General features: G+C 54.1%; 17 protein-coding genes and 1 CRISPR repeat array. Of the genes, 12 read left to right on the top strand and 5 right to left on the bottom strand.

The genetic code is table 11. The annotated features are described in order from the left end of the window. Nucleotides 1-3 precede the first annotated feature (3 nt). The 10 genes from ACLD9W_RS02560 (at nucleotide 4) to cas2 (ending at nucleotide 11,239) form a co-directional block, all read left to right on the top strand. Complete coding sequence (locus tag ACLD9W_RS02560; RefSeq protein WP_410840552.1) at nucleotides 4-1,740, top strand: site-specific DNA-methyltransferase; 1,737 nt, start codon at nucleotides 4-6, stop codon at nucleotides 1,738-1,740. A 10-nt stretch (nucleotides 1,741-1,750) separates the two neighbouring features. Beyond that, a complete protein-coding gene (locus ACLD9W_RS02555; protein WP_410840551.1) occupies nucleotides 1,751-2,125 on the top strand; it encodes a DUF1016 N-terminal domain-containing protein in 375 nt (124 codons plus the stop codon). Between the two features lie 11 nt (nucleotides 2,126-2,136). Further along, nucleotides 2,137-4,848: a DEAD/DEAH box helicase family protein gene (locus ACLD9W_RS02550; RefSeq protein ID WP_410840550.1), complete on the top strand. Its 2,712-nt coding sequence runs from the start codon at nucleotides 2,137-2,139 to the stop codon at nucleotides 4,846-4,848. Nucleotides 4,849-4,947: 99 nt separating this feature from the next. Then, nucleotides 4,948-5,625: a type I-C CRISPR-associated protein Cas5c gene (cas5c, locus tag ACLD9W_RS02545; protein WP_410840549.1), complete on the top strand. Its 678-nt coding sequence runs from the start codon at nucleotides 4,948-4,950 to the stop codon at nucleotides 5,623-5,625. After that, complete coding sequence (cas8c, locus tag ACLD9W_RS02540) at nucleotides 5,622-7,400, top strand: type I-C CRISPR-associated protein Cas8c/Csd1 (protein WP_410840548.1); 1,779 nt, start codon at nucleotides 5,622-5,624, stop codon at nucleotides 7,398-7,400. The genes cas5c and cas8c overlap by 4 nt, the downstream gene beginning before the upstream one ends. A gap of 11 nt (nucleotides 7,401-7,411) precedes the next feature. Further along, on the top strand, nucleotides 7,412-8,278 hold the full coding sequence (gene cas7c / locus ACLD9W_RS02535) for a type I-C CRISPR-associated protein Cas7/Csd2 (RefSeq protein ID WP_410840547.1): 867 nt from the start codon (nucleotides 7,412-7,414) through the stop codon (nucleotides 8,276-8,278). A 14-nt stretch (nucleotides 8,279-8,292) separates the two neighbouring features. After that, a complete protein-coding gene (gene cas4 / locus ACLD9W_RS02530; protein WP_410840546.1) occupies nucleotides 8,293-8,943 on the top strand; it encodes a CRISPR-associated protein Cas4 in 651 nt (216 codons plus the stop codon). A gap of 36 nt (nucleotides 8,944-8,979) precedes the next feature. Next, nucleotides 8,980-9,639 carry a hypothetical protein gene (locus ACLD9W_RS02525; RefSeq protein WP_410840545.1) on the top strand — a complete coding sequence of 220 codons (660 nt, stop codon included), beginning with the start codon at nucleotides 8,980-8,982 and terminating at the stop codon, nucleotides 9,637-9,639. A 217-nt stretch (nucleotides 9,640-9,856) separates the two neighbouring features. Continuing rightward, on the top strand, nucleotides 9,857-10,870 hold the full coding sequence (gene cas1c, locus ACLD9W_RS02520) for a type I-C CRISPR-associated endonuclease Cas1c (protein WP_410840544.1): 1,014 nt from the start codon (nucleotides 9,857-9,859) through the stop codon (nucleotides 10,868-10,870). A 75-nt stretch (nucleotides 10,871-10,945) separates the two neighbouring features. Beyond that, nucleotides 10,946-11,239 carry a CRISPR-associated endonuclease Cas2 gene (gene cas2 / locus ACLD9W_RS02515; RefSeq protein WP_003685729.1) on the top strand — a complete coding sequence of 98 codons (294 nt, stop codon included), beginning with the start codon at nucleotides 10,946-10,948 and terminating at the stop codon, nucleotides 11,237-11,239. Between the two features lie 189 nt (nucleotides 11,240-11,428). Continuing rightward, nucleotides 11,429-11,994: a CRISPR direct-repeat array (repeat unit 32 nt; unit sequence CCAGCCGCCTTCGGGCGGCTGTGTGTTGAAAC). 89 nt (nucleotides 11,995-12,083) lie between these two features. On the opposite strand, the gene ACLD9W_RS02510 is transcribed toward cas2, so the two are convergent. From ACLD9W_RS02510 to ACLD9W_RS02500, 3 genes are all read right to left on the bottom strand, one after another. Continuing rightward, on the bottom strand, nucleotides 12,084-13,616 hold the full coding sequence (locus ACLD9W_RS02510; protein ID WP_410840543.1) for an ABC transporter permease: 1,533 nt from the start codon (nucleotides 13,614-13,616) through the stop codon (nucleotides 12,084-12,086). A 120-nt stretch (nucleotides 13,617-13,736) separates the two neighbouring features. Next, nucleotides 13,737-14,720, bottom strand: coding sequence for an ABC transporter ATP-binding protein (locus tag ACLD9W_RS02505; protein ID WP_410840542.1), 984 nt, complete (start codon nucleotides 14,718-14,720; stop codon nucleotides 13,737-13,739). Between the two features lie 11 nt (nucleotides 14,721-14,731). Beyond that, the gene (locus ACLD9W_RS02500) at nucleotides 14,732-15,658 is read right to left on the bottom strand and encodes a LysR family transcriptional regulator (RefSeq protein WP_410840541.1); all 927 of its coding nucleotides are present in this window, start codon (nucleotides 15,656-15,658) and stop codon (nucleotides 14,732-14,734) included. 193 nt (nucleotides 15,659-15,851) lie between these two features. On the opposite strand from ACLD9W_RS02500, the gene ACLD9W_RS02495 reads away from it, so the two are divergent. After that, complete coding sequence (locus tag ACLD9W_RS02495; RefSeq protein ID WP_410840540.1) at nucleotides 15,852-16,742, top strand: NAD(P)H-hydrate dehydratase; 891 nt, start codon at nucleotides 15,852-15,854, stop codon at nucleotides 16,740-16,742. A 119-nt stretch (nucleotides 16,743-16,861) separates the two neighbouring features. Further along, the gene (locus tag ACLD9W_RS02490) at nucleotides 16,862-17,269 is read left to right on the top strand and encodes a bacteriohemerythrin (RefSeq protein ID WP_009425526.1); all 408 of its coding nucleotides are present in this window, start codon (nucleotides 16,862-16,864) and stop codon (nucleotides 17,267-17,269) included. Nucleotides 17,270-17,340: 71 nt separating this feature from the next. Here the strand turns inward: ACLD9W_RS02490 and mtgA are convergent, their stop codons facing one another. Both mtgA and aroE read right to left on the bottom strand, forming a co-directional pair. After that, complete coding sequence (gene mtgA / locus ACLD9W_RS02485; protein WP_410840539.1) at nucleotides 17,341-18,024, bottom strand: monofunctional biosynthetic peptidoglycan transglycosylase; 684 nt, start codon at nucleotides 18,022-18,024, stop codon at nucleotides 17,341-17,343. A 1-nt stretch (nucleotide 18,025) separates the two neighbouring features. Then, a complete protein-coding gene (aroE, locus tag ACLD9W_RS02480; RefSeq protein WP_410840538.1) occupies nucleotides 18,026-18,838 on the bottom strand; it encodes a shikimate dehydrogenase in 813 nt (270 codons plus the stop codon). Between the last annotated feature and the right edge of the window lie 12 nt (nucleotides 18,839-18,850).

Here is an 18,850-nt window from a genome sequence, read left to right as displayed (position 1 = left end):
AAAATGACCAAACAAAAACTAGAACTCACCTGGATAGGCAAACATAAACGTCCGAAGTTAGAAGCTCGGATTTTGCTCGAAGACCCTGAAAAATCCTATCATGCCAAAGAGCAGTCGAAATCGGCTGCATTTGACAATCGATTGATTTTCGGCGACAACCTGCTTGCACTTAAGGCCTTAGAGCAGGAATTTACGGGCAAAGTTAAATGTGTGTTTATCGATCCACCGTACAACACAGGCAGTGCCTTTGCCCATTATGACGACGGGCTGGAGCATTCTATTTGGCTGGGGCTGATGCGTGACCGCCTGGAGATTATCAAACGCCTGCTTTCAGACGACGGCTCACTGTGGATTACCATCGACGATAACGAAGCGCATTATTTGAAGGTGTTGTGTGATGAAATTTTTGGGCGGGGGAATTTTGTAGCCAATGTTATTTGGCAGAAAAAATCATCTCCATCAAATGATGCAAAATGGATTTCAGATAATCATGATCATATTATTGTTTTTGCTAAAAATAAGGATCTTTGGCGACCTGTAAAACTTGAAAGATCAGAAGCTCAAAATGCGATTTATAAAAATTCAGATGAATTTGATGGTGTAGATGAAAAAGGGAACTTTTATGGTAGAGGACCGTGGTTTGCTGGTGATATGACTGTAAAAACGATTAGTGAAAATGCACTTTATGAAATTACAACGCCATCAGGTAGAGTGGTTAAACCTGCTGACGGTAGAGCATGGGTTTATTCCAAAGAAAAATTTGATGAATTATGCAGAGATAACCGAATTACATTTGGGAAAAATGGTAACAATAAACCTTGCATAAAAAGATTTTTAACAGAAGTTGAAGAGTCTAAAATTGTTCCTAAATCCGTTTGGTTATACGAAGAGGTTGGTGAAAATAGAAATGCCAGACAAGAAGTAAAAAAATTTAATCTAGTGGATCCATTTTCAACTCCTAAACCTGAAAAATTACTGGAACGGATTATTCATCTGGCAACAAATAGAGGCGACCTCGTCCTAGATTCTTTCGCAGGCTCAGGCACTACTGGCGCAGTTGCCCATAAAATGGGGCGGCGCTGGATCATGGTCGAGCTGGGCGAGCATTGCCATACCCACATTATCCCACGTTTGCAAAAAGTCATTGACGGCGAAGACCAAGGCGGAATTTCCAAAGCGGTGAACTGGCAAGGCGGCGGCGGATTCCGCTATTTCCGCCTTGCGCCGACATTGATTGTCAACGACAAATGGGGCAATCAAATCATCAATCCTGACTACAACCCTGAAATGCTGGCGGAAGCCTTGGCGAAGCTGGAAGGCTTTACTTATATGCCGTCTGAAAACCTTTGGTGGCAACATGGTTATTCCAGCGAAAACGATTTTATCTACGTTACCACCCAAAGCCTATCTGTTGAACAGTTGCAAGTGCTTTCAGACGAGGTTGGAGCAGGTCGCAGCCTGCTGATCTGCTGCTCCGCTTGGCGTGGGATTACGGCAGATCAGACGGCAGAGCGTTTCCCGAATCTTTCCTTAAAAAAAATCCCCAAAATGATTTTGAAACGCTGCGAATGGGGACACGATGATTACAGCTTGAACGTCGCCAATCTTCCGATGGCAGAAGAAGAGCCTGAACCAAGGTCGTCTGAAAACCAACCCGCCGCCACAACCAAACCCGTGAAACGCAAAAGTGCGGTCGAAAATCAGGGCGGATTGTTTGATGGGGAGGATAGTGATGGGTAAGGAAATGGCGATGATGCCCGCCGATTATGTGCAATGGTTGGCAGACATTAAAAATCGGGTGCTGACCGCACGGCACAAAGCGATTTTGGCGGTAAATGCCGAGCTGGTATCGCTTTACTGGCATATCGGGCGGGATATTTTGCAGCGGCAGGCTGCGCAAGGCTGGGGTAGTAAAGTGATTGATCGCTTGGGGCGGGATTTGCGCGAGGCGTTTCCTGAAATGAAGGGGTTTTCCCGCGCCAACCTTATGTATATGCGGGCTTTTGCTGAAGCTTGGACTGATTTTGAAATTGTCCAACAGGCTGTTGGACAATTGCCGTGGTTCCATCTTTGTACCTTGATTGACAAAGTGAAAGACACACAACAAACTGAAAACAAAAGATAAGAGATAAAACCATGAGCATCAGAACTCAAAACTATATCAACGGACGTTTGTCTTTGCGTGCACCGCAAGCAGAAAGTTTGGCGAAGTTAAAGCAGGCGTTGGATGCTGCACCGGAAATGGCGCAGAAAGATCGTGATGTAACGGCGGTGTTGAATACCTTGAAAGCCGAATTCCCAACCTTGCAGGATTTTGAGCGGGAATTTCCGTCATTGTGCTTTGCTTTGGCAACGGGGGTGGGGAAAACCCGCCTAATGGGAGCTTTTATCGCCTATCTGCATTTGGCACACGGTATCAATAATTTTTTTGTACTTGCACCGAACCTGACGATTTATAACAAGCTGATCGCCGACTTTACCCCGAATACACCGAAATATGTGTTTAAAGGTATCAGTGAATTTGCGGTGAATCCACCCAAGCTGATTAGTGGAGACAACTATGAACAGCAGAATTTGAGTATGGGAATGGATAATCTTTTTGGTGAGATTACCGTTAATGTATTCAACATTTCCAAAATCAACAGCGAGGTGCGCGGCGGCAAAGAACCAAAAATCAAGCGAATGCGTGAAGTGCTGGGCGATAGTTATTTCAATTATCTGGCGAATCTGCCTGATTTAGTGTTGCTGATGGATGAATCACATCGCTATCGGGCGCAGGCGGGGATGCGGGCGATTAATGAATTAAATCCGCTTTTTGGCTTGGAGTTAACTGCCACGCCATTTGTGGAATCCACCAAAGCTCCTATTCCGTTCAAAAACGTGATTGTAGATTATCCGCTGGCTCGTGCAATGGACGATGGTTTTGTCAAAATGCCTGCGGTAGTTACGCAGCGCAATTTTGATGCGAAAAATTATACGCCCGCAGAAATTGAGAAAATCAAGTTGGAAGATGGCGTGCGTGTGCATGAAAACACCAAGGTCGAGCTTATAACTTATGCTCGGGAAAATAATGTTGCTGTAGTGAAGCCTTTTATGCTGGTGATTGCCCGTGATACCACGCACGCGGCGCAATTATTGTCTTTACTGGAGTCGGACAACTTTTATAACGGGCGTTATCAGGGCAAAGTGATTCAGGTGGATTCGAGTAAATCAGGCAAAGACGAAGAAGAAATGATTGAACGACTTTTAGCGGTGGAGAGCGTGGATGAGCCGACGGAAATCGTAATTCATGTCAATATGCTCAAAGAGGGCTGGGACGTTACCAATCTTTATACCATCGTACCGCTGCGCGCTGCCAATGCTAGAACACTGATCGAGCAATCTATCGGACGCGGTTTGCGTCTGCCTTACGGAAAACGTACGGGAGTGGAAGTGGTGGATAGATTGAACATTATCGCCCACGACCGCTTTCAGGAAATCATCGATGAAGCCAATAAAGGTGATTCAGTGCTGAAATTGAAACAGGTGATTTTGGATGCACCAAGTGCGGACGATAAAAAAGTCAGCGTGCAGGTGTATAGCGGAGTGGAAACGAAATTGGGATTGGCGGAAACGTCGTCTGAAAATACAAAACAAGGTATTTCAGAAACCAATTCTTCAGTCGATTATCAGCCTGTTTTTAAAACTGAAACCGAAAAACGCATTGCCCGAAAGGTAATGGAAGCTGCGGCAAAATATGCTTCCCGTCCAAGTGAAGCGCCAACTTCCCAAGCATTATTGACAGTGGAAATCCGCGAAAAAATCGTTCAAGAAGTTCAGACGGCATTACAACCGGCTCAAGGGGAATTATTAGTGGATGAGCTGGATATAGTCGAGATTGTTGCTAAAACCACAGAAACAATGGTGAATCAAACCATCGATATTCCTAGAATTACAGTTGTACCCAGCGGGGAAGTCAGCACAGGATTCCATCCGTTCAAACTCGATTTAAGCAGCCTGAATCTACAACCGAGTGAACGTGAAATCACTATTCACAACCTGCACACCAACGAGCAAAGTAGCCTGTCTGCTGAATTGGGTATGAAGGAAAAACGCCCTGAAGACTATATTGTTTTTTCGCTGATGGATTTCGACGATATCGACTATTTCACCCAAGCCGACTTACTTTACGATTTGGCGGGGCAGATGGTGACGCACCTACGCACTTATTTATCCGAAGAGGAAGTTTTGAGCGTGTTGGATAAAGAACGCCGTCTGATTGCCCGTGAAATCCATGCCCAAATGATGGCATATTTTTGGGAAAAAGCGGCAAGTTATGAAGCCCGCGTCAGTCAAGGATTTAGTACGCTCAAACCATGCAACTATACTGTTTCAGCTGATGAAGCGATTCATTCTGTGCGACGAACACCAAAAGATGTCAGCCGTATTAAGCAAATGCTGTTTGGCAGCTTTTCCAAATGTCTGTATCCCTTACAAAAATTCGACTCTGATACTGAACGCCGTTTTGCTGTGATTCTGGAACGAGACGCGCAAAAATGGTTCAAACCTGCTCAAGGACAATTCCAGATCTACTGGAAATCAGGTTTGGATTCTAAAGAATATATCCCTGATTTTGTTGTAGAGACCAAAGATTCTATCTGGCTTGTTGAAACCAAAGCAGGCAAAGATTTAAAAGATCCTGAAGTTTTGGCAAAAGCTGATGCAGCTTTTGAATGGTGTAAACATGCTACGGATTATGCGTTGCAGCACAATGGTAAGCATTGGCGTTATGTGCTGATTCCGCATGATGAAGTTGCTGAATCAAAAAAATTGGCAGATTTTTTAAGGTTTGAGAAAAAGTCTGTCTAAAACGGATCGCACTTATCAAGTGCGTGGGTTGAAACTAAAATTTATAGGTTATCAGTAAAAATCAACCGCCTTCGGGCGGCTGTGTGTTAAGGAGTTTATATGGCAAATCAAATCCGCCTACATATTTGGGGCGATTATGCCTGTTTTACCCGTCCGGAGATGAAGGTGGAGCGGGTGTCTTATGATGTCATCACGCCGTCGGCGGCGCGCGGGATTTTGGCGGCGGTGCATTGGAAGCCGGCGATTCGGTGGGTGATTGACCGGATTTATGTGTTGAAGCCGATTCGGTTTGAGTCGGTGCGGCGCAATGAGTTGGGTGGCAAGATTTCGGCGGGTAAGGTCAGCGGCGCGATGAAGCGCAAGAATGTTGCCGATTTATATACGCTGATTGAAGACGATCGCCAGCAGCGCGCGGCGACGGTGCTTAAAGACGTGGCTTATGTGATTGAAGCCCATGCGGTGCTGACGGCAAAAGCGGGGGCGGATGAGACCGTTACCAAGCATATTGAGATGTTCAAACGCCGTGCGAAAAAGGGGCAATGTTTCCAGCAGCCTTGTTTGGGCGTGCGTGAATTTCCTGCCGATTTTGCGTTGATTGACGAAGGCGAACCGCTGCCGTCGTCGGCGTTATCGGAAAGCGAGGCAAGCCGCGATTTGGGCTGGATGCTGCATGATATTGATTTTGACCACGGCAACACGCCGCATTTTTTCCGCGCGCAAATGAAAGACGGCGTGATTGATGTGCCGCCGTTTTACGCCGAGGAGGTGAAAGCATGATTCTTGCATCCCTTGCCCGCTATTACCGCCGTTTGGCAGCAGAAACCGATGAAATGGGCAACCCGAAAGTGCCGCCTTATGGCTTTAGCGAGGAGAAAATCGGCTGGATTTTGGTGTTGGATAAAGAAGGTCGTCTGAAAACCGTTGTACCGAATCTGACTGCCGATAAAAAGCCGCAACCGAAGCTGATGAGCGTGCCGCGCCCTGAAAAACGCACGTCGGGTATCAAGCCGAATTTTTTGTGGGATAAAACCGCCTACGCGCTTGGCGTAGAAGCCAATAAAAACAAAGCCGAAGCCAAAGAAAAGCCGTTTACGTCGTCTGAAAAAACCTTTGACGCCTTCAAGCAATACCATCTCGATTTACTGCAAAATAGCGAAGATGAAGGCTTGCAAGCCTTGTGCCGTTTTCTGCAAAACTGGCAGCCTGCACATTTCGCTGCCGAAAATCTGCCTGCCGAAATGCTCGATGCCAACATCGCATTTTCTCTTGAAAAACCGACCGCACTTATCCATAAACGCGAAGCCGCGCAAACTTTGTGGGCAGGCTGCCTGAAAAGCGATGAAGCGATCGAAGGCTTGTGCCTTATTAGCGGCGACACTGCCCCGATTGCGCGGCTGCATCCGGCGATTAAAGGCGTGTTTGGTGGGCAAAGCTCCGGTGGGTCGATTATCTCGTTCAACAAAGAAGCCTTTGCCTCTTTTGGTAAAGAGCAAGGCGCAAATGCGCCCGTTTCCGAACAATCCGCCTTTGCCTACACCACTGCGCTGAACTATCTGTTGCGCCGCGAAAATAATCACTGTCTGACCATCGGCGATGCCAGCACGGTCTTTTGGGCGGAAGCGGATAATAATGCGACGGCGCAGGCTGCCGAAGGCTTCTTCGCGCACGTATTCACGCCGCCAGATGACGAACAAGAAAGTGCCAAAATTTTCAACGTATTGGAACAAATCAGCAAAGGTCGCCCGCTACAAGAAATTGCGCCTGAATTATCCCCCAATACCCGTTTTTATATCTTAGGGCTTGCCCCTAATGCCGCGCGGATTTCTGTTCGGTTTTGGCTGGACACCACCTTTGGGCAGCTGGCGGAAAATTTGGCGCAGCATTGGCAAGATTTAGCCCTTGAGCCTTGCGCATGGAAAACGCCACCGTCTATTTGGCGACTCTTATTGCAAACTGCCGTATTGGGCAAAAGTGAAAACATCTCGCCCGTATTAGCTGGTGAAATGACCCGCGCCGTGATTTGCGGCACGCCGTATCCCTTGAGTTTACTGTCGCAACTGATTACCCGAATCCGCGCCGACGGCGACGTGAACGGTCTGCGCGTGGCAATGATGAAAGCCGTATTAGAGCGGCGTTTTAGAAAAGGTTTTATCGAAGAAGGAGTTCCTATGAGTTTGAACAATGAAAGCCCGAATCGCGCCTATCTTTTAGGGCGGCTGTTTGCCGTGTTGGAGCGCATTCAATATCAGGCGTTGGGCGAATTAAACGCCGGCATTGCCGACCGCTATTACGGTTCTGCATCCGCCGTGCCGTTTTCGGTTTTTCCGCGCCTTTTGTCGGGTGCAAAACACCATTTGTCGCGCTTGCGTAAAGACAAAGCCGGCATGGCGGTGAATTTGGATAAAGATTTGGGCGAAATCATTGCCAAACTGCCCGAAACCTTTCCGCGCCATTTGAGCATTGACGAGCAAGGCCGCTTCGCCATCGGCTATTACCATCAAAAACAAAGCTATTTTGCTAAAAAAGAAACCGCTGAAACTATTGAAAACTAAGGAGCCAGAAAATGTCTGCCATTCAAAACCGCTATGAATTTGTTTACTTTTTTGATGTTACCAACGGCAACCCCAACGGCGATCCCGATGCGGGCAATATGCCGCGCCTTGATCCCGAATCCAGCAAAGGTTTAGTAACCGATGTCTGCCTGAAACGCAAAATCCGTAATTTTGTCGAAATCAGCAGCGAAAACGAAGCCGGTTACGAAATCTACGTCAAAGAAAAAAGCGTGTTAAACCTACAAAACAAACGCGCTTATGAAGCGCTTGGCATTGAATCTGAAGCCAAAAAACTGCCCAAAGACGAAGCCAAAGCCCGCGACATCACCGCTTGGATGTGTAAAAACTTCTTTGATATCCGCACCTTTGGCGCCGTGATGACCACCGAAGTCAACAGCGGACAAGTGCGCGGCCCGGTACAACTGGCGTTCGCCCAATCCATCGACCCGATTGTACCGCTGGAAGTTTCCATCACCCGCATGGCGGTAACCAACGAAAAAGACTTGGAAAAAGAACGCACTATGGGGCGCAAATACATCGTCCCTTACGCGCTCTACCGCGTGCACGGCTTTATCTCCGCCAACCTTGCCGCTAAAACCGGTTTTTCAGACGGCGATTTAGCCAAACTCTGGCAAGCCCTGCAACTGATGTTTGAGCACGACCGCTCCGCCGCCCGTGGCGAAATGGCGGCACGCAAACTGATTGTTTTCAAACATGATAGCGCACTCGGCAGCCAGCCTGCACATAAATTGTTTGATGCCGTAAAAGTCGAACGCGTAAACGGCGAATCAGGTACGCCCGCAAGCGGTTTTGGCGATTACAAAATCAGCGTGGTTTCAGACGGCCTCAATGGCGTGAGTGTGGAAGAACTGCTTTAAAAACACTTAAAAAGATGACCGCACTTTTAACCGAAACCCAAGGGGAAAATCAGGACTCGCGCCTGATTCCCCTTTCCGCCCTGCAACACTACGCCTTCTGCCCGCGTCAATGCGCGTTGATTCACAACGAGCAGGCGTGGGCGGAGAATTATTTGACCGCGCAGGGCAAGGCGCTGCATGAGCGGGTGGATTCGGGCGAGCCGGAAACGCGCAAAGGCGTGCGCTTTGAGCGGACGGTGCATGTGTCGGCAGAGAAACTGGGCATCAGCGGCGTGTTGGATTTGGTGGAAGTGGAAACGAAAACAGGTCGTCTGAAACCCGTGGAATACAAACGTGGCAAGCCCAAACCCGACCCAATGGACGAAATCCAGCTTTGCGCCCAAGGCTTGTGCTTGGAAGAAATGACGGGGCAAACCGTCTCTGAGGGCGCGCTGTGGTATATGCAAACCCGCCACCGCGTTCCCGTCGTGTTTTCAGACGACCTGCGCGCCCAAACACTCTCCACCATCGCCGCCGTGCGTGAACTTCTAAACAGCGGACAAACCCCGCCGCCCGACTACGGTAAACGCTGCAAAGCCTGCTCACTGGTGGAAATTTGCCAGCCGGAGTTGCTGGGGAAACGGGATAGGAGTGTGGGGTATGTGGCGGGGTTGTTTGGGGAATAACAAATTGTGTTTTATATTTTTATTGGATAAGAAAACATGTCGAGAAAATCACACACTATAAAAGAATTGAAAGCTCTTAAATTTTTATTAGATGGACAACTTCGTCGAGCAAAAAAAGTAGATAAAAATGTTTGTATGATTCCAGATCAAGTAGATAAACCAGATTTTGGTTTTGTAATGAAGGGGATAAGAATTGGAATTGAGGTGTGTTCAATTGATAACAGTAAATTACTTGAAAGTAGAAATGTACATAATTCATCTAAACCAAATAATGCCAAAAGAAAAAAAATTAACGCTATTCTAAATGGTAAGCCATATACAAGCGTGAATCAAACAACAAGTATCAAGAGGGATGCTTGGGAAGGAGTTTTATTGAAAAAATTTAATTTGCATGCAGGGTATGAAAATTTTAAAGAGGTATTTCTATTGCTACATACAGAAAGTTATTCAGATGTTTCTTTGTCCGAAGCGACTAGATTTCATCTAAATCATTTTTGTATTGATAAAGGATGTCCATTTGATAAGGTATATTTAGTTGATTTAAAAAATAAAAAATATATTGGGAAGGTTTTTGATAAGAAATCAAATAAGCGACTAACTATTCCTAAAAAGTTAGAAAATTTAGAAAGTGAAACTGAGGTAAGTCAATGGGTCCCGAATGGGCAACCTGTTAATATGTGGAATACATATAAATAAAAATACCAAACCGTAGCCTGTATCCCCACCAACCGTGTACGGTATGCATACACTAGTTTGTGTAGTCGGATACTTGTATCCGACAACTGTTTGATATTTATATGATTTGAAATTGTTGCTGCAATTTTGAAAATGTCGGATTCGAGAATCCGACCTACCGTTTTTCAGGTAGCCCAATCGCCCCAAAAAGTGCGGTCAAAATCCAAGGAGTTTCCCCATGCGCAAACTGCAAAACACGCTCTATATCACCACCCAAGGCAGCTATCTGCATAAGGATCGGGAGACGCTGGTGGTGGAGCAGGAGCGTAAGAAGGTGGCGCAGTTGCCGGTGCATTCCATCGGGCATATTTTCTGTTTTGGGAATGTGTTGGTGTCGCCGTTTTTGCTGGGGTTTTGCGGTGAAAATAATGTGAATTTGGCGTTTTTTACGGAAAACGGACGTTTCTTGGCGCGGCTTCAGGGGCGGCAGAGCGGCAATGTGCTGCTGCGTCGGGCGCAGTATCGGGTGTCGGAGCAAAATCCCGTGCCGATTGCGAGCAATATCATTGCGGCGAAGATTCAAGCGAGTAAGCGGGTGCTTCAGCGGCAGATTCGCAATTACGGCGAGAATGCGGCGATTCAAAGTGCGGTCGATTCTTTGAATATTTCGCTGCGGCAGTTGAAGGGCGCGGCGGAGCTGGACGTGGTGCGCGGCATTGAGGGCGACGCGGCGGCGCGTTATTTCGGCGTATTCGGACAGCTTTTGAGCGAAAAAAGCGGCTTTGTTTTTGACGGGCGCAACCGCCGTCCGCCCAGAGACGGGGTGAATGCGCTGTTATCGTTTGTATACAGCATCTTGGGCAAGGACATCAGCGGTGCGCTGCAAGGTGTGGGGCTGGATCCGCAGGTGGGCTTTTTGCACGCAGACCGGCCGGGGCGCGACAGTTTGGCGCAAGATATTTTGGAAGAATTCCGCGCATGGTGGGCAGACAGGTTGGTGCTGTCGCTGATTAACCGCGGGCAAATCAAACCGCAGGATTTTGTTACCGAAGCAAGCGGCGCGGTTAGCCTGAAAGCGGAGGCGCGTAAGCTGTTGTTCCAAGCTTTGCAGGCGAAAAAGCAGGAGAAAATCGTGCATCCGTTTTTGGGTGAGGAAGTGGAAATCGGGCTGCTGCCGTATATTCAGGCGATGCTGTTGGCGCGGCATTTGCGCGGGGATTTGGCAGAATATCCGCCGTTTTTGATGAGATAGGCCTGGCAGGTCGTCTGAAAACAGGCTGGACGTTTTCAGACGACCTCTAAAGCAGCCTGCACATGGGAATACAAAATGCTGATGCTGATTACTTACGATATTTCGCTGGAAGACGCGGAAGGACAGGCAAGGCTGCGGCGCGTGGCGAAATTGTGTCTGGACTACGGCGTGCGCGTGCAGTATTCGGTATTCGAATGCGACATCGCGCCCGACCAGTGGGTTGTTTTAAAAGATAAACTTTTGAAAACCTACAACCCCGAAACCGACAGCCTGCGCTTTTACCATCTGGGCAGCAAATGGCGGCGCAAAGTGGAACACCACGGCGCAAAACCGGCGGTGGATGTGTTTAAGGATACGTTGATTGTGTGAATCGCCAACCTACGGTTCTCATGAAAATGCTGCAAGGTTGGCGAACTGGGATTGTTCTTTAACAATCAGGATATTGTGAATGCGGGTGTAACGGAAAAGGCTGTGTTATACTCGCGTTCGCGCTTTTCTTGGGAGCTTAGCGAAATCGGGGCTGCGAAACCTGACGGAGCAAGGCTTTTAAGAGAGGCTCCAGCCGCCTTCGGGCGGCTGTGTGTTGAAACAGGCGGGCCGTGAAGGTTTTGAACGTCTCGCTGCCCAGCCGCCTTCGGGCGGCTGTGTGTTGAAACAGGCGGGCCGTGAAGGTTTTGAACGTCTCGCTGCGCCAGCCGCCTTCGGGCGGCTGTGTGTTGAAACCCCGAGAAAGAAATCAACCAATATTTTCCCAAAACCCAGCCGCCTTCGGGCGGCTGTGTGTTGAAACAGAAATTGAATCTCAACTTGAAGAGCTAGGTTACCCAGCCGCCTTCGGGCGGCTGTGTGTTGAAACGTAATCGGCGTTGCCCCCTTCGGCGCACATGAGGCCAGCCGCCTTCGGGCGGCTGTGTGTTGAAACGAGCTTGCGGCGGATGCCCAAGGACGTGCCGCTGAACCAGCCGCCTTCGGGCGGCTGTGTGTTGAAACTGCCGTTTGTCGGCGGTAGGGATTATAGAGGCCGTCCCAGCCGCCTTCGGGCGGCTGTGTGTTGAAACGCGGTTTGGGCTGCGCCGCGATGACCCCACCCAGCCAGCCGCCTTCGGGCGGCTGTGTGTTGAAACTTTAACAATTTATGCGTGCGTATAAAAAGTAAGGACTTGTCCCAGATAGCCCGGAAAATTCCACTCAAGGTTTCAGACGGCCTTTTTCGTTACCGTGCCGTTTCCCGTTTTTCCGCCGCGTCCAGCAGCACGAACACCAGCGAGGCCAGCAGCATCAGCGCGGCGGTGAGCACGGCGGCGCGGTCGTGGTTGTCGGCGCCCGCCGCGCCGAGGTATTGGTAGACCAATGTCGTCAGCGTCAGCCATTCGGGGCGCGACAGAAACAGCGTGGCGGCAAACTCGCCGATGCAGGTGGCGGCGGCCAGCGTCAGACCGCGGCGCAGGGCGGGCAGCAGCAGCGGCACGGTAACGAAAAAGGCCGTCTGAAAACGGCTTGCGCCCATGCTGCGGGCGGCGGCGGCGTATTGCGGCGGCAGCGCGTCCCAAGCCGCCAGCAGGTCTTTGGTGACAAAGGGATAGGCCAAGAGCGCATAGGCGGTAATCAGCAGCGGCAGCGACGCCGTCCATTCGGGATAAAGCAGCAGCATGCCGAAGGCCACGCACACGGGTGACACCATAAACGGCAGAAAGGTGATGCCGCGTATCCACGGCAGCCGCCGCGCCAACGCCGCATGGCTCGCGCCCAAAAGCAGCGCCGCCGCCGTGGCCGCCGCCGTAAAGCGCAGCGTGTTCCAGGCCGCCAGCCGCGTGTCCTCCGCCCACAGCACCTGCCACGACTCCCCCGAGCGCGCGGCCTGCGCGGCCACCGCTGCCAGCGGCAGCACGCAGAAAAACGCCAGCACGGCCAGCGAAAAAAACAGCATGGCGCGGCGGGCGGTGCTGTCCACGGCGGCCAAAGGCTGCGGCGCGACCTGCCGTCCCGCTGCCGAAGCTCGGCCGAAATAAGCATAGGCCGCGCCCGCCAGCGCGGTAACGCCCAGCACCAGCCACACCAGAACGCCCGCCTGCGCGATGTCGAGTTCCACGGTCACCAGCCGGTAGATTTCCACTTCCGCCGTGGCGTAGTCCGTGCCGCCGAGCAGCAGGGCGAGGCCGAAACCGGAAAAGCAGTAGAGGAAAACCAGGCACGCGCCGCCCGCCAGCCACGGCAGCAGCACGGGACATTCCACCCGCCAAAAGCGCCGCCACGCGTCCGCGCCCAAGGTGCGTGCCGCCGCCAGCCGCGCCGCAGGCACGGCGCGCAAGCCCTGATAGGCCGCGCGCACCAGCACGGGCAGATTGAAAAACACGTTGCCGTAAACCAAAAGATAGGGCGTGTCCTGCCAGCCCGGCCACAGCAGGCCGCGCGCGCCGAAGAGCGAGAGCACGCCGATGCCCGCCACCAGCGTCGGCATCACGAAGGGCAGCATCAGCAGCCGCAGCACCCACGATCGGCCGCGAAAATCCAGCCGCGCCAGCGTCCATGCCACGGGCACGCCCAAGAGCACGGTGAGCACGCAGGTGATGCCCGCCTGCGCCGCCGTCCAGGCGATGCGGCGGCGGATGTAGTCGTCGCCCAGCACCTCCGCCCAGGCCAAATCCCCGCCGTAAGCGGCCAGCGCCCACAGCGGCGCGGCAACGGTGAGTACGAGGAAGCCGACGGGGATCAGGGCGAGCAGGAGGGTGGAGGTAAGGCGGCGCATGGCAGGATTCCGAAATCTGCCGCGGGCGGCGGCGAGACGGGTAAAAAATAAGATGCGGCGGGGCGGTTGTTTTGTTCGAGGCCGTCTGAAAGCGGGTTTTACTTTGTTCAAACTCTGTTTTCAGACGGCCTCTTTGTATGTTTGGAGGCCGTCTGAAAGGCCGTCTGAAACCTTGTCGGCTTCGTCGAAAAAAACGATTTTCGCCGTATCGGCACGCACGCGGATTTCGGCGGCGGCAAAGCCGTCGGCCACGGGCATTTCCAGTATGCCGTATTGCGGGTGGACGATTTCGGCGCGGGTCTGCCCGGGCAGGCGGTACACGGCCCGCACGGCGCAGGGCGTGCCGTTTGCATCGGCCGACAGGGCGGAGGGCGGCAGGTAAAAACGTTCGGTCACGTTGCGGCAGCCCAAGAGGCGGGCGGCGGCGGCGTTGGCGGGGCGCGCGGCCAGTTCGGACGAAACACCCTGTTGAATAATGCGACCGTCGGCCATCAGCGCGGTTTCGTCGGCCATCAGGAAGGCTTCTTCGGGGTCGTGGGTGACGAGGACGGCGGGGATGGCGAGGCGGCGGATGTGTTCCAGCGTCAGATCGCGCAGGCTGCGGCGCAGGCCAGTGTCGAGGCTGGAAAAGGGTTCGTCCAAGAGCAGCACTTTTGGTTCGGCGGCGAGGGCGCGGGCCAGGGCGACGCGCTGCTGTTCGCCGCCGGAGAGGGTGTGCGGTTTGCGGCTGCCTTCGCCCGCGAGGCCGACGCGTGCCAGCATGTCGTCGGCCGCCGCTTCGGCCTGCTTTTTCGCGACGCCGCGCATGCGCAGGCCGAAGGCGGCGTTCTGCCGCAGGTTGAGGTGGGGGAACAGGGCGTAGTCTTGGAACATCAGCGAGACGCGGCGTTTTTCAGACGGCCTTTCGGTGACGTTTTCGCCGTTTATCCACACTTCGCCGCCGTCGGGGACGGCGAGACCGGCGGCGATGTTGAGCAGGGTGGATTTGCCGCAGCCGGAGCGGCCGAGGACGGCGAGCAGGCGGCCTTTGCCGACGGTGAGGGAAACACCGTCGGCGACGGTTTTGCCGCCGTAGCGTTTGACGATGTGTTTGAGTTCGAGCATTTTCAGACGGCCTATTTGTCGAGCACGCTCAGGCCGGGCAGGGTGGCAAAGCCCTGGTCGCGCACGATTTGGCAGAAGTCGGCCAGATAGCTGCTGCCTTCGTCTTCGCCGCGCATGGCGGCATACAGTTCGCTTTGCAGGCCGCCGTCGGTGATTTGGCGGGAAACGACGTAGCCCTTTTCCAGATAGGGCATCACCGTCCAATACGGCAGGGCGGCGATGCCGCGCCTGCTGGCGACGAGCTGGACGATGGCGATGGTCAGCTCGCTGTGGCGGCGCGGCGGGTTGATGTCGCGCGGCAGCAGCACTTTGCGCAGCAAATCCAGCATATCGTCGGGCACGGGATAGGTAATCAGCGTTTCGGACGCGAAATCTTCCGCCTGCCAAACGTCTTTCGCCGCCAGCGGATGGTCGGGGGCGCAGATGCCGACCATGCCGTAGGCAAACAGCGGCCGGTAGGCGATGCCCGCCTGCGGCACGGCTTCGGACACAATGGCCAAATCGGCGCGGTGGTTGAGCAGCAGGCCGACGGGATCAGCCTGGAAACCCGACACAATGTCCAATTCCACCTGCGGCCACAGCGGGCGGAACTCGCCCATCGCCGGCATCAGCCAGTCGAAACAGGTGTGGCATTCCACCGCCAGCCGCAACTCGCCCGCCTCGCCCTCGATAATCTGCGCCATATCGCGCTCGGCGGCGGCCACCTTAGGCATCAGCTCGCGCGCCAGTTTCAGCAGCCGCGCCCCCGCAGGCGTGAAGCGCAGCGGGTTGGACTTGCGCTCGAACAGCGGCGTTTCGTAATAGTTTTCCAGCGTGCGGATTTGGTGCGACAGGGCAGACTGCGTCAGGAAAACGCGCTGCGCCGCCAGCGACACGCTGCCGGTTTCTTCCAGCGCGAGCAGGGTTTTGAGGTGGCGCAGTTCGATGATGGATTCCATAAAACGGCCTTTCACGTCGGCGGTTGCGAAGGCGCGATATTAAAATAATTCATGCAGAAGGGGCAAACACGGCGTTCAGACGGCCTTCAAGCCCGCGCAAAGGCCGTCTGAAAGCCGCGCCGTGCAAACGTTCGGACGGGCTGTCGTTTACAATACAGGCCGTCTGAAAACCATATGTATAAGGAGACACGCCATGCACGCCGCGTACCGCCTGCCCGAAAACTTCCCCCTCGCCGCCGCCGCGCGGCGCTTTCCCGCCCTGTCTGCCCCGCGTCCCGCCGATAGCCACAAAGGCACGTTCGGCACGCTGGCCGTGTTCGGCGGCGCGGCGGGCATGAGCGGTGCCGTGGTGCTGGCCGCCTCCGCCGCCCTGCTCGCAGGCTGCGGCAAAGTGTGGGCGGGCTTCAACCAGCCCGCCCTGCCCGTGCCCTTTATCGCCGCCTTTCCCGAAATCATGCTCGACACCGCCGACGGCCTGGCGCTGCGGCACGACCTGTCCGCACGCGCCGCAGGCTGCGGCTTGGGCACAAACGAAGCCGCGCGTAAACTGCTGGCCGGGCTGTTTCAGACGGCCTCCGACACCCCGCTGCTACTCGATGCCGACGCCCTCAACCTCTTGGCGCAACACAGGGATTTGGCCGACGCGGCCGCGCGTTACCCCCGATTGCTGATTACGCCCCACCCCGCCGAAGCCGCGCGGCTGCTCGGCTGCACCACCGCCGAAATCCAAGCCGACAGAAAAACGGCCGTACGCGAACTGGCGCGGCGTTTCGCCGCCACGGCCGTCTTAAAAGGACACCGCACGCTGGTGTGCGGCGCAGACGGCGCGTTTTACGAAAACGACAGCGGCAACGCGGGCTTGGCCACGGCAGGCAGCGGCGACGTCCTCTCCGGCGTCATCGGCAGCCTGCTGGCACAAAATGTCAGCGCATTCGAAGCGGCCTGCGCGGGCGTGTGGCTGCACGGCGCGGCGGCGGAAGTGCTCAAAGCATCGGGCATCGGCGAAAGCGGCCTGACCGCAGGCGAAATCGCCCCCGCCGCCCGCTGGCTGCGCAATCGGATGATTGAGAACGAGTCAGAATAAGCGTTTGATAAAAATCAAATTTGGCGGTAATTGTTTTCATATTATGCCGAAGTTATCTTTTCTTTACACAAAACACCCTATAATACCGCTTTCATTAACACACTTACGGGAAAATAAAAATGTCTGAACCCTTTTTGCATTGGACTTCCGATTTGGACACGGGCATTGAGCAGGTTGACGAACAGCACAAAATCTTGGTGCAGTACATCAACGAAATGCACGATGCACACACCGCCAACGACCGCAACGGCGTCGGCAAAGCCCTCGACAACCTCTTGGGCTACACCGTCCAACACTTCTCCGACGAAGAAGACCTGCTGAAAATGGCCGAATATCCGCTGGTAGACGCACACCACCGCGTGCATCAAAACTTCGTCGACAAAGTGCAAATGTACAAAGGCCGCTTCGACAACGGCGACGACGTCAGCCAGGAGCTGCTCGACATTCTGGAAACCTGGCTCTTCATGCACATCCGCCGCAACGACCACGGCTATGTGCGCCATGTGAAAGAAAAACTGGGTCTGTAAACCGCCTGCCATAAGATGCAAAAAGGCCGTCTGAAAATCGTTTCAGACGGCCTTTCGCTTATTCTTCCCGCTTACTCTTCGGGCAGTGCGGCCGAGCCCATGCGGCGCAGGATGATGTTGGTTTTGTTGCGCAGGCGTTTGCTTTGCGGGTGGTCGGCGTAATACAGCGGGGCGGGGACACGGGCGGCGAGGGCGGCGGCCTGCTGTTTGCTGAGATTGGCGGCGGGTTTGCCGTAGAACTTCTGCGCGGCGGCTTCCGCGCCGTAGACGCCGTAGTCCCATTCGATGATGTTGAGGTAGAGCTCGAAGATGCGATCTTTGTCGGTGGTGGCTTCGAGCATGGCGGTGATGGCGGCTTCTTCGCCTTTGCGGATGTAGCTCTGCCATTCGCTCAAAAACAGGTTTTTCGCCAGCTGCTGGCTGATGGTGGAGCCGCCGCCTTTGATTTTGCCGCTTTTTTCGTTGCGGTTGATGGCGTTGCGGATGCCGTTCCAGTCGAAGCCGCTGTGTTCGGCGAAGGCGGCGTCTTCGGAGGCGATGAGGGCTTTTTTCAGGTTGGCGGAGATGTCGGGGTAGGCGCGCCAGCGGTAGTCAAGGGGGATGTCGCGCCCTTCGCGGCGAAACTCGGCCATGCGGGCGGTCATGAAGGCGCTGTGGTGCGGGGCGACGGCGCGGAAGGTGAGGATGCTGCCGTAGACGTAGGCGTTAAACAGGATAAAGAGGGCAAAGGGCAGGGCAAGTATCCATTTGAGCATTTCAGACGGCCTTTCGCAATGCGGTGATAACGGGGGCGGTGTCGGGGGCGAAGCCGCGCCACAGGCGGTAGGATTCGGCGGCTTGGCAGACGAGCATGCCGAGGCCGTCGGCGGTTTGTGCCGCGCCGCCGTTTGCTGCGGCCGTCTGAAAGGCGGTGGCGCTGTCGGCGTAGGCCATGTCGTAGGCGAGGGCGCAGTTTTGGAAGGCGGCGGCGGGGATGTCGGGAGTTTGGCCGGAGAGGCTGCCCGATGTGCCGTTGACGATGATGTCGAAGCCGCTTTTCAGACGGCCTGTTTCCACGGCAGCGATGCCGAACTGCCGCGCGAGGGCTTCGGCTTTGGCGTGGGTGCGGTTGGCAATAATAAGCTCTGCGGGGTTTTCGGCCAGCAGGGGTTGCAAGACGCCGCGCACGGCGCCGCCCACGCCGAGGAGGAGGATGCGTTTGCCAGAAAGGGAAATGCCGAGGTTGCGCGTGATGTCGCAGACGAGGCCGAGGCCGTCGGTGTTGTCGGCGCGGATAAGGCCGTCTGAAAGGGGGATGAGGGTGTTGGCCGCGCCTGCGGCGGCGGCGCGTTCGGAGCATTCGTGCGCCAGTTCGGCGGCCTGGGTTTTGAAGGGCAGGGTGACGTTCGCGCCCGCGCCGCCTGCGGCGAAAAACGCGGCGATGTCGCGGGCGAAGGTTTCCGGCTGCGACAGGCGGCGCTCGTAAGCGATTTGCACGCCTTCCTGCGCGGCGAACATTTGGTGGATGGGCGGCGATTTGCTGTGGGCTACCGGGTTGCCGAACACGGCGTAGAGCGGGGTTTGCGTCATGGGTTTTCCTTT

This window comes from Neisseria sp. WLZKY-1 (genome assembly GCF_046546535.1).
Taxonomy (GTDB): domain Bacteria; phylum Pseudomonadota; class Gammaproteobacteria; order Burkholderiales; family Neisseriaceae; genus Neisseria.
The sequence above is the reverse complement of the archived record's forward strand: the minus strand, read 5'-3'. Positions and strand labels throughout refer to the sequence as shown.